Annotated in this window: 7 protein-coding genes; 2 read left to right on the top strand and 5 right to left on the bottom strand. The window is 67.4% G+C overall.

Translation table 11 applies throughout. The features are described 5' to 3' along the window. The first annotated feature begins 206 nt into the window (after window positions 1-206). Window positions 207-419, top strand: a complete 213-nt coding sequence (locus ACO6VK_RS19980) for a hypothetical protein (RefSeq protein WP_411851442.1) — start codon at window positions 207-209, stop codon at window positions 417-419. A 95-nt stretch (window positions 420-514) separates the two neighbouring features. Next, on the top strand, window positions 515-1,393 hold the full coding sequence (locus ACO6VK_RS19975) for a YwqG family protein (RefSeq protein WP_422510215.1): 879 nt from the start codon (window positions 515-517) through the stop codon (window positions 1,391-1,393). A 75-nt stretch (window positions 1,394-1,468) separates the two neighbouring features. Here ACO6VK_RS19975 and lpdA read toward each other — a convergent pair whose 3' ends face one another. From lpdA to ACO6VK_RS19950, 5 genes are all read right to left on the bottom strand, one after another. Continuing rightward, window positions 1,469-2,905, bottom strand: a complete 1,437-nt coding sequence (gene lpdA, locus ACO6VK_RS19970; RefSeq protein WP_422510213.1) for a dihydrolipoyl dehydrogenase — start codon at window positions 2,903-2,905, stop codon at window positions 1,469-1,471. 61 nt (window positions 2,906-2,966) lie between these two features. After that, window positions 2,967-4,172: a dihydrolipoyllysine-residue succinyltransferase gene (gene sucB, locus ACO6VK_RS19965; RefSeq protein WP_422510211.1), complete on the bottom strand. Its 1,206-nt coding sequence runs from the start codon at window positions 4,170-4,172 to the stop codon at window positions 2,967-2,969. 43 nt (window positions 4,173-4,215) lie between these two features. After that, entirely contained in the window at window positions 4,216-7,047 is a 2,832-nt protein-coding gene (locus ACO6VK_RS19960; RefSeq protein WP_422510209.1) for a 2-oxoglutarate dehydrogenase E1 component, read from the bottom strand. A gap of 186 nt (window positions 7,048-7,233) precedes the next feature. Beyond that, the gene (locus ACO6VK_RS19955; protein WP_422510207.1) at window positions 7,234-8,142 is read right to left on the bottom strand and encodes a GNAT family N-acetyltransferase; all 909 of its coding nucleotides are present in this window, start codon (window positions 8,140-8,142) and stop codon (window positions 7,234-7,236) included. Window positions 8,143-8,144: 2 nt separating this feature from the next. Beyond that, complete coding sequence (locus ACO6VK_RS19950) at window positions 8,145-9,581, bottom strand: JmjC domain-containing protein (protein WP_422510205.1); 1,437 nt, start codon at window positions 9,579-9,581, stop codon at window positions 8,145-8,147. Window positions 9,582-10,019: the final 438 nt, after the last annotated feature.

The following is a 10,019-nucleotide window of genomic DNA, read 5'->3' as shown; positions in this document are numbered from 1 at the left end:
GCGGTAGGGATTGCAACCATTTGTCCCCCCCCCGTCCCTCGTGCAGGCGTCGCCCCCCCCCCCCCCCCCCCCCCCCGCTTCCGTCGCCGCAGCGGCGGGTTCATCCGTGCTGCGGGGTGGTTCGTCGCAGCGCGCTTGTCGCGGCTCCCGGCGCGGGGCAACGTGACCCGGTGGGCGACGATGCCCCGAGTCGAAGGAGACCGACGATGAAGACGCTGTTCGCGCTGGGGGTGTGGTGCCTGCTGTTCGTGCTGTGCTGGCCGCTGGCGGTTCTGGCCCTGGTGGCGTGGCCGTTCGTCTGGCTGCTGAGCCTGCCGTTCCGGCTGGTGGGCATCACCTTCTCGGCACTGTTCGCCTTCCTGCGCGCGCTGTTCATGCTGCCGGCGCGCCTGCTGGGCGGCGGCCCGGTGGCCGCATGAGGCGGATGATGGCCGCCAATGCCGGGAAAACCGCGTTGCCGCCGTGCAGCGGCGCTCTGTAGACTGCCGGCTGTTTTGTCCAACAGGGATGTGGAATGACATTGTCCGGTGAGGCGTTCGTCGCGCTGTGCGAGCAGCACGCGCTGGGGCAGCATGCCGCTGCACTGCAGCCCTGGCTGCGGCCGCGTATCGGTTTCAGCCGCACGGCCGATGCCGACGCACCGATCGGTGCATCGCGGATCGGCGGCGGCCCCGATGTGCCTGCAGACTTCCAATGGCCCACACACAACGGCCGACCGCTGGATTTCATGCTGCAGATCAATCTTGCCGACCTGCAGGGCCTGCAATCGGGCCTGGATCTGCCCACGCAGGGGCTGCTGTCGTTCTTCTACGACGCGCAGGAACAACCCTGGGGCTACGACCCTGCCCACCGGGACGGCCACTGCGCCGTGCTGTTCGATGCCGGCGACCTGCAGCGCCTGCCTGCGCCCGATCCCGAGACGGCACTGCCGCCTGCGGCGCTGGGGTTCCACCAGGCCTGGAGCCTGCCCCATCCGTTCTCGGGTGATGGCGCGCGCATGCTCGAGGCCTTCCAGGCCGACGGCGTCGCCTGGGACGAGGATGCGGTGGAGGACGACTATTACGACCTGGTGGACACGGTCGCCGATCATGGCGCGCCGCGCGCGGGCGAGCGGCATGGGCTGGGCGGGTACTCGCACAACGTGCAGGGCGACATGCAGCTGGAAGCGCAGCTGGTCAGTCATGGGCTGTACTGCGGCGACCAGACCGGCTACCAGGACCCGCGCCGTGCGGCGTTGGAGGCCGCCAGTACGGACTGGGCCCTGCTGCTGCAGCTCGATTCCGACGATGAGGCGATGTGGGGCGATTCGGGGATGCTGTACTGGTGGATCCGCCAAAGTGATCTGGCCGCGCGGGATCTGTCACGCACCTGGATGCGTCTGCAGTCCTGCTGAGCACCCACAAAAAACCCCGCCAAGGCGGGGTTTTTCGTTACGTCGGGAGGCGCCGGCCACTGGCCGGCAACGCCCTCAGTTCGCCTTGTGGATCGAACGCTTGCCGACGGCCATCGCGGCGTCGTGCACCACTTCGGACAGCGACGGGTGGGCGTGGCAGATGCGCGCCAGATCGTCGGCCGAACCGCTGAACTCCATCGTCAGCACGCCTTCGTGGACCAGCTCGGACACATTCGCGCCGACCAGGTGCATGCCCAGGATGCGGTCGGTTTCGGCGTGCGCCAGCACCTTCACGAAGCCGGCCGGCTCGATCATGGCGACGGCACGGCCGTTGGCGGCGAACGGGAAACTGCCGGCCTTGTACGGAATGCCTTCGTCCTTGAGCTGCTGTTCGGTCTTGCCGACCCAGGCCAGCTCCGGCTCGGTGTAGATCACCCACGGAATGGTGTCGAAGTTGACGTGGCCCGGCAGGCCCGCGATCAGTTCGGCCACCGCGATGCCTTCCTCGAAGCCCTTGTGCGCCAGCATCGGGCCGCGCACGCAGTCGCCGACCGCCCACACGCCGTCAACGCCGGTGTGGCAATGGTCGTCCACTTCGATCTGGCCACGGGCGTTGATCTTGACGCCGGTGCCTTCGGCCAGGAGGCCCTTGGTGGCGGCGCGACGGCCAACGGCCACCAGCAGCTTGTCCACGACAAGGCTCTTTTCGCCTTCACCGTCGGTGTAGGTCAGGGCAACTTCCTTCTTCTTGCCCTTGCCGGTCACGTCGGCCTTGGAGACCTTGGCGCCCAGGCGGATGTCCAGACCCTGCTTCTTGAATTCCTTGGCGGCGACCTTGGCCACTTCGGCATCGGCAGCGGCCAGGAAGTCCGGCAGTGCTTCCAGAATGGTCACTTCCGCACCCAGGCGCTTCCACACGCTGCCCAGTTCCAGGCCGATCACGCCGGCGCCGATCACGGCCAGGCGGGCCGGGACTTCGGTGAAGTCCAGGCCGCCGACGTTGTCGACGATGGTGTCGCCGTCGAACTTGGCGAACGGCAGTTCGATCGAGTCCGAACCGGCGGCGATGATGACGTTGGTGCCCTTCAGCTCGACTTCCGAACCGTCGTGCTGCTTGACCTTGACGATGTTGCCCGGCTGCAGCTCACCGAAACCGTAGTACGGGGTGACCTTGTTGGCCTTGAACAGCATGCCGATGCCGCCGGTGAACTGCTTGACGATCTTGTCCTTGCGGCCAACCATCGCCTCGACGTCCATCTTGGCGTCCTTGAAGCTGATGCCGTGGTCGCCAAAGATGTGGCCCATGTTCCAGAACTGGCGCGAGGAATCCAGCAGCGCCTTGGACGGAATACAGCCCACACGCAGGCAGGTGCCGCCGAGGGCGGGCTTGCCGTCCTTGCCCAGCGCAGCATCGATGCAGGCGGTCTTCAGACCCAGCTGCGCGGCGCGGATGGCGGCGTGGTAGCCGGCCGGGCCGGCACCGATGACGACGACGTCGAATTGTTCAGCCATTGAGATAGTCCTTGTTGCTTTACCAGAACCCCTCCGCGCAGGCGCGGAGGGGCGGGAGGTCTTACAGGCCGAACAGCATGCGGCCCGGGTTTTCCAGCTGGTTCTTGATGTCCACCAGGAACTGCACCGAGTCCTTGCCGTCGATGATGCGGTGGTCGTAGGACAGCGCCAGGTACATCATCGGCGCGATCACGACCTGGCCGTTCTGGGCGATCGGACGCTCCTTGATGGCGTGCATGCCCAGGATGGCGCTCTGCGGCGGGTTGATGATCGGCGTGGACAGCAGCGAACCGAAGGTGCCGCCGTTGGTCACGGTGAAGGTGCCGCCCTGCAGTTCTTCCAGGCTCAGCTTGCCGTCACGGGCCTTCTTGGCGTAGTCGGCGATGGTCTTCTCGATGTCGGCGAAGGACATGCGTTCGACGTTGCGCAGCACCGGGGTCACCAGACCCTTCTCGGTCGACACGGCGATCGAGATGTCCGAGTAGCCGTGGTAGATGATGTCGTCACCATCGATCGAGGCATTGACCAGCGGGAAGCGCTGCAGCGCGTTGGCGGCGGCCTTCACGAAGAAGCTCATGAAGCCCAGCTTGATGCCGTGGGCCTTGACGAACTCGTCCTGCAGTTCCTTGCGCGCGGCCGAGACCTTGGACAGGTCGACCTCGTTGAAGGTGGTCAGCATGGCGGTGCTGTTCTTGGACTGCATCAGGCGCTCGGCGATGCGCTTGCGGATGCGGGTCATCGGCACGCGTTCTTCCGGACGTGCGCCACCGGCCTTGCCGGCGCCACCGTTGCGGGCGAAGTTGACGATGTCTTCCTTGGTCACCGCACCGCGGCGGCCGGTGCCATCCACGTCGGCCGGGTTCACGCCTTCGGTGATGGCGGTGAAACGGGCGCCCGGGGGCAGGGCATCGGCAGAGCTCTTGGCAGCCGGTGCCGGAGCAGCAGCTGCGGCAGCGGCCGGCGCAGCAGCCGCCGGGGCGGCAGCGGCCTTCTTCTCTTCAGCGGCGGGCGCCGGGGCAGCAGCCACGGCACCTTCCTCGATGATGGCCACGACCTGGCTGGAGGTCACGGTAGCGCCGACCTCGAACTTGATTTCCTTCAGCACGCCATCGACCGGCGACGGCACTTCCAGAACGACCTTGTCGGTTTCCAGATCAAGCAGGTTTTCATCGCGCTTGACGGCATCGCCGACCTTCTTGTGCCAGGTGGCGATGGTGCCGTCGGCGACGGATTCGGGCAGTACCGGGGCTTTGACTTCGGTGGCCATGCGGGAGCTTCCTGGTTTGTCTTTTCTAGAATGAGGGAGGAGGTTATTCAGCGACCGAGTCGTTGAACGGGTTGACCAGGGCGTCGGCGATCAGCTTCTGCTGTTCGATGACGTGGTCAGCCATGTGTCCAGCGGCCGGCGATGCCGAACGGGCGCGACCTGCGTAGTGGATGCTCTGGCCATCGGCCAGGCACGCCTGCAGGTGGTGACGGATCTGGTACCAGGCACCCTGGTTCTGCGGTTCTTCCTGACACCACACCACATCGGCCGCCTTGCCGTACTTCTTCAGCTCCGCAGCCAGGGCCACGCGCGGGAACGGATACAGCTGTTCGACGCGGATGATGGCCACATCGTCCTGGCCGCGCTTGGTCTGGTCTTCCAGCAGGTCGTAGTAGACCTTGCCCGAGCACAGCACCACGCGCTTGACCTGCTTGGCGTTCGCGGTGGCGTCGCCGATCAGGTGCTGGAACTCGCCGTTGGCCAGCTCGTCCAGGGTCGACACGGCCAGCTTGTGGCGCAGCAGCGACTTGGGCGACATCACCACCAGCGGCTTGCGGGTGGTCATGCGCATCTGGCGGCGCAGCATGTGGTACGCCTGCGCCGGGGTCGACGGCACGCACACCAGCATGTTTTCCAGCGCACACAGCTGCAGGAAACGCTCCAGACGGGCGGAGCTGTGCTCCGGACCCTGGCCTTCGTAACCGTGCGGCAGCAGCAGGGTCAGGCCACTGATGCGGCCCCACTTGGCTTCACCGGCCGCGATGAACTGATCGATCACGACCTGGGCGCCGTTGGCGAAGTCGCCGAACTGGCCTTCCCAGATGCACAGGGTGTTCGGATCGGTGGTGGAGAAGCCGTACTCATAGGCCATCACCGCTTCTTCGCTGAGCAGCGAATCGATGATGGTGGCCTGTTCCGGCGACTCGACCAGCTGGCGCAGCGGCAGGTAGTAGTTGTCGGTCTTCTGGTCGTGCAGGATCGCGTGGCGGTGCGTGAAGGTGCCGCGGCCCACGTCCTGGCCAACCAGGCGCAGGCTGTTGCCTTCGTCCAGCACGGTGGCGTAGGCCAGGTTCTCGGCAAAGCCCCAGTCGCCCGGGATCTCGCCGGCGGCCATCTTGCGGCGGTCGTCATAGACCTTGGCCACGCGCGAGTGCAGTTCCACGCCTTCCGGCACGGTGTTGATCAGCTGTGCGAGCTGCTTGACCTTGTCGATGCCCACGGCGGTGGAGACCGGATCGGACAGCTTGCCGGCCAGCAGCTTCGGCCAGTCCACGTACATGCGGCTGGTGGCCGGGGTCTTCTCGACCGCAGCCAGCTCGGTGGTGACTTCACCGGCGTCGAGCTTGTTGCGGTACGCATCGACCAGTGCCTTCCCGCCGTCGGCAGGAATCACGCCTGCGGCTTCCAGCTTGGCGGCATACAGCTCGCGGGTGGTCTGGTGCTTGCGGATCACCTGGTACATCAGCGGCTGGGTGATCGCCGGTTCGTCGGCCTCGTTGTGGCCCCAACGGCGGTAGCACATCAGATCGATGACCACGTCCTTGGCGAACTTCTGGCGGAACTCGAAGGCCAGCTGGGCGGCGAACACCACCGCTTCGGGATCGTCGCCGTTCACGTGCAGCACCGGGGCGGCGATCATCTTGGCCACGTCGGTGGCATAGCGCGTGGAGCGCGTGTCCAGCGGGTTGGAGGTGGTGAAACCGACCTGGTTGTTGACCACGATGTGCACCGTGCCACCGACGGCGAAGCCGCGGGCCTGGGACATCTGGAACAGTTCCATGACCACGCCCTGGCCGGAGAAGGCCGCGTCGCCGTGGATCAGGATCGGCATGACCTGCTTGCGGGCGGTATCGCCGCGACGTTCCTGGCGCGAGCGCACGCTGCCGGCCACGACCGGGTCGGCGATTTCCAGGTGCGACGGGTTGAACGCCAGCGCCAGGTGGACCGCGCCGCCCGGGGTGGACACGTCGGCCGAGAAGCCCATGTGGTACTTCACGTCACCGGCCGAGGCGTGCTCGTCGTGCTCGAACTTGCCTTCGAATTCGTCGAACAGCTTGCGCGGGCTCTTGCCCAGCGTGTTGACCAGCACGTTCAGACGGCCGCGGTGGGCCATGCCGATCACCACGTCCTTGACGCCATCCTTGCCGGCGTCGCGGATGATGGTGTCCATCATCGGGATCAGCGCATCGCCGCCTTCCAGCGAGAAGCGCTTCTGGCCGACGTACTTGGTGTGCAGGTAGCGCTCCAGGCCTTCGGCCGCGGTGAGCCGCTCCAGGGTGCGACGCTGCGTGTCGGCATCCAGGCTGTAGTTGCCACCGGCCGTTTCCAGGCGCTGGTACAGCCACTGGCGCTGCTCGACCTCGGAGATGTGCATGAACTCCGCACCGATCGAACCGGTGTAGGTCTTCTGCAGGCGCTCAAGCAGGTCGCGCAGCTTCATGCGCGGCTGGCCGGCGATGCCGCCGGTGCTGAACTCGCTGCCCAGGTCGCTCTCGGACAGGCTGTGGAACGGCAGCCCCAGGTCCGGCGGGTTGGTCGGCGGGGTCAGGCCCAGCGGGTCCAGGCGGGCACCAAGGTGGCCACGCGAACGGTAGGCGGTGATCAGACGGCCGACATTGCGCTCGCGCTCGTCGCCGGCACCGGTGGCCGTGGCGCTGTTGCCAGCGTGCTTGGCGGCTTCGGTGATGTGGGCGATGACGGCCGAGTGCGGAATGTCACCGGCTTCGCGGCCCTTGAAGCCGTCGAAGTAGGTCTTCCATTTGGGATCGACACTGTCCGGAGAAACGAGGTACTGCTCGTACAGATCCTCGATATAGGAGGCGTTGCCGCCGGCGAGCTGCGAAGACTGCGCAAACTGCTTCAGTAGATTGTCCACGATGGAGGGTCGGATTCGCTTGTGGGGTAAGGCTTCGATGAGAACCGGCAGGAAAAGTGAATAGCCCTGCGCGGGCGGTATCTAACTCCCCAAATTGTACCCCCATCGGGACAGGAAGGGGCACCGACGGGCCGCGCAGCGGTGCTGCGGTGTCATTCCCAGACAGGTTCGGGCACGCGGCGTGAGCTACAGACCGAGCGCCCGCAATTCCGTGCATTCACGCGAACGTTCCCATACGCGCTGCAAACCGTCCTGCAACGGTCGCGAACGTGCAGGCTGGGCGAGCCCGGCTTCGCCGTCGACGCGATGGCCGGCAAGACGAAAGTAGTAGTCCCCGCTGTCATTGACCAGACAGGCCGAGGCCACGGCGCGGTCCACCGGGTCCACCACCTGGCGGACCCGGAACACGCTGGGCAGCCGCTGCAGCAGCCCCGGCAGGGGCGAGCCGCCGGTGGCGATGGCGGTGACGTCATGCACGATCAGGCAGGCCTGCTTGTCGTGGCGGGCGGTGGCGAAGCGGCGCAGCGCCGCCATCACCGGGGCGGCATCGAGCAGGCCGGGGTCGAGCTGGCGGCTGTGGATCCACAGCTGCCGGCGGGCGCGGTGAACCAGCGCGGTGGTGATGGCCACGGCCTCGTCGAACGCGGTGATGGTGGCCGCCCCGTCCAGCACGCGGCGCATGTGCTGGTGGGCAATGCCGGCCTCCTCGAACAGGTCCCCCTCCGGCAGGAAGCCCTGCCGGGCGTAGAAGGCACGGGCCGGCAACTGGGCATGCAGGCGGATCTCGCGCCAGCCCCGGGCCCGCGCCGCCGCGACCAGGGCCAGCAGCAGAGCCTCGCCGACGCCGCGGCCGCGCCAGTCGGCCAGTACGGCCATGCGCCCGATGCGGCCGTCCGGGGTCAGCCGGCCGGCGCCGATCGGCTCGCCGTCGCGGTCGCGGGCCAGGACATGCACGCTGAGCGGGTCCAGGGCATCGATCTCGAGCGCGGCGGGCACGCCCTGTTCCTCGACGAAGACGCGCTGGCGCACCCGGTGCAGCGCGGCGTGCTGCACCGGGTACGCGACGTCCTCGACCTGGAAGGCGGCGCCGGCCATGCTCAGCGGCGCGGGCTGCCGTCCGTGGGGCCGGCGTCGTCCTGGTCGTCGCTGTCGTCGAAATCGACGATCACTTCGATGCCATCGTCGTGGATGGTGACTTCGTGGACATCGGCGCGGACGTCCTCATCCTCGACCACCTCGACGGTGTCGCTGGCATCGACGATGGCGTACTCGGCCACCGCGTCCTCCGGGCCTTCGTCGTCGTACCCGTCCTCGTCGTCGACGGCGTTCGGGTCCAGCAGCTGGTAGTGGCCGCCGGCCAGGAGGGCGTGGACGGCATCGCGGCCCTTGGCCGAGAGCTTCTGGTAGAGCGGGGCGCCGAGCAGTTCGGTCGCCGCCAGCAGCTGGGCATCCTTCACCGACAGCGCGAACTCCAGGCCGCTGCAGTACAGGCTGGCACCGCGCTTGGCGCGCCGCCAGGCCATGCGCGACCAGGGGTGGCGCTGCAGGGCCAGGTCCGCACCGAGGGCGGCCTCGACCTCTTCGCGCGGCACCGGTTCGCCGTGTGCCATCACTTCGCCCGCGGCGCGGTACGTGGTGATGAAGCGGCCGAACCAGTCGCCCAGCTTGTCCGGGTCGTTCATGCGGATGGCGTTGAGCGCGGCCACCACGCGGTTCATGGCGACCACGTCGATTTCGTTCGGGTCCTCGGGCACCTTCAGGTCCGGGTCCTGGTACCGGATGGACTCATCGGCATCCATGATCAGGGTGTCGAGGTAGTCGCTGATGAGCTCGGCCGAGGCCGGCGCGCGCATGCCGAAGGAGAAGGTCAGGCAGGGATCTTCGGCAACGCCGTTGTGCGGAACGTTCGGCGGCAGGTACAGCATGTCGCCCGGGGCCAGCACCCAGTCGTGGGTCGGCTTGAAGCGGCGCAGCAGCTTCAGTTCGACGTCGTCGCGGAAGTCCAGCGGCGGGCGCTTGCCCTTGATCGATTCGCTGGCGTCGATCTGCCAGCGGCGGTGGCCGTAGCCCTGCAGCAGGAACACGTCGTACTGGTCGACGTGGGCGCCGACGGAGCCGCCGGTGGCGGCAAAGCTGATCATCACATCGTCCATGCGCCAGCGCGGCAGGAAGTCGAAGTGGCCGACGAGGGCGCGCACGTCCGGGTCCCACTTGTCGACGTCCTGCACGAGCAGGGTCCAGTCGTGGTCGGGCATGCCGGGGAATTCCTCTTCCTGGAACGGGCCGGTACGCACGGTCCAGCCATCGGTGGCGCGGTCATGGCTGATCAGGCGCGCCAGGGCGCCTTCTTCGCAGGCCAGGCCGGCCAGGTCTTCCGGCTGCAGGGGGGTCTGGAAGTCGGAGAATGCGCCGCGGATCAGCAGCGGGCGCTTCTGCCAGTAGTCGCGCAGGAAGGTGGCGGCGGGCATGCCCAGCGGGAGGCCGGGGCGGGCCTGGATTTCGATGACAGGGGTCTTGGTCTTGCGGGCGGCCATGCGGGAATCCTTGGAGCGTCTAGACGGAATGAGGGGGCGCAGCGGGTCACGCGCGCCGGCACGGCTATTGTCCGCTGGTTGGGCGGGATGTGCACCTGCGGTGGGATGTCGCGTACAGCCGGCGCGTTGAGTGCTGCGGGCTGGGGCGGGGCCGGGGCCGGGTGCGGAACCAGGCGAGCGGCAGTCGTCGGCACGCGCCCCGGTGGGTGGGTACCGACCGTTGGTCGGTACGCGCAGAGCATTGGCGCCTCGTTGCGACGTGGGGGACGGCGGCGGGTGAGAGCCGAACACCGCGCGGCGCGGTAGCTATTTTTTCGATCTCCCGTGCCCGCCGATTCACTGTCGAGGGGCGGCGGGTAGGGGGTACGGGACCGTAGAAAACATGGATGTTTTCTACGAGCCCCCAAGGATGGGTTCACGGCGTGTCCCGTACCCCCT

Origin of the sequence: Stenotrophomonas sp. GZD-301, assembly GCF_049310345.1 — a bacterium.
GTDB lineage: Bacteria > Pseudomonadota > Gammaproteobacteria > Xanthomonadales > Xanthomonadaceae > Stenotrophomonas.
This window is presented reverse-complemented; position numbering and strand designations above follow the sequence as displayed.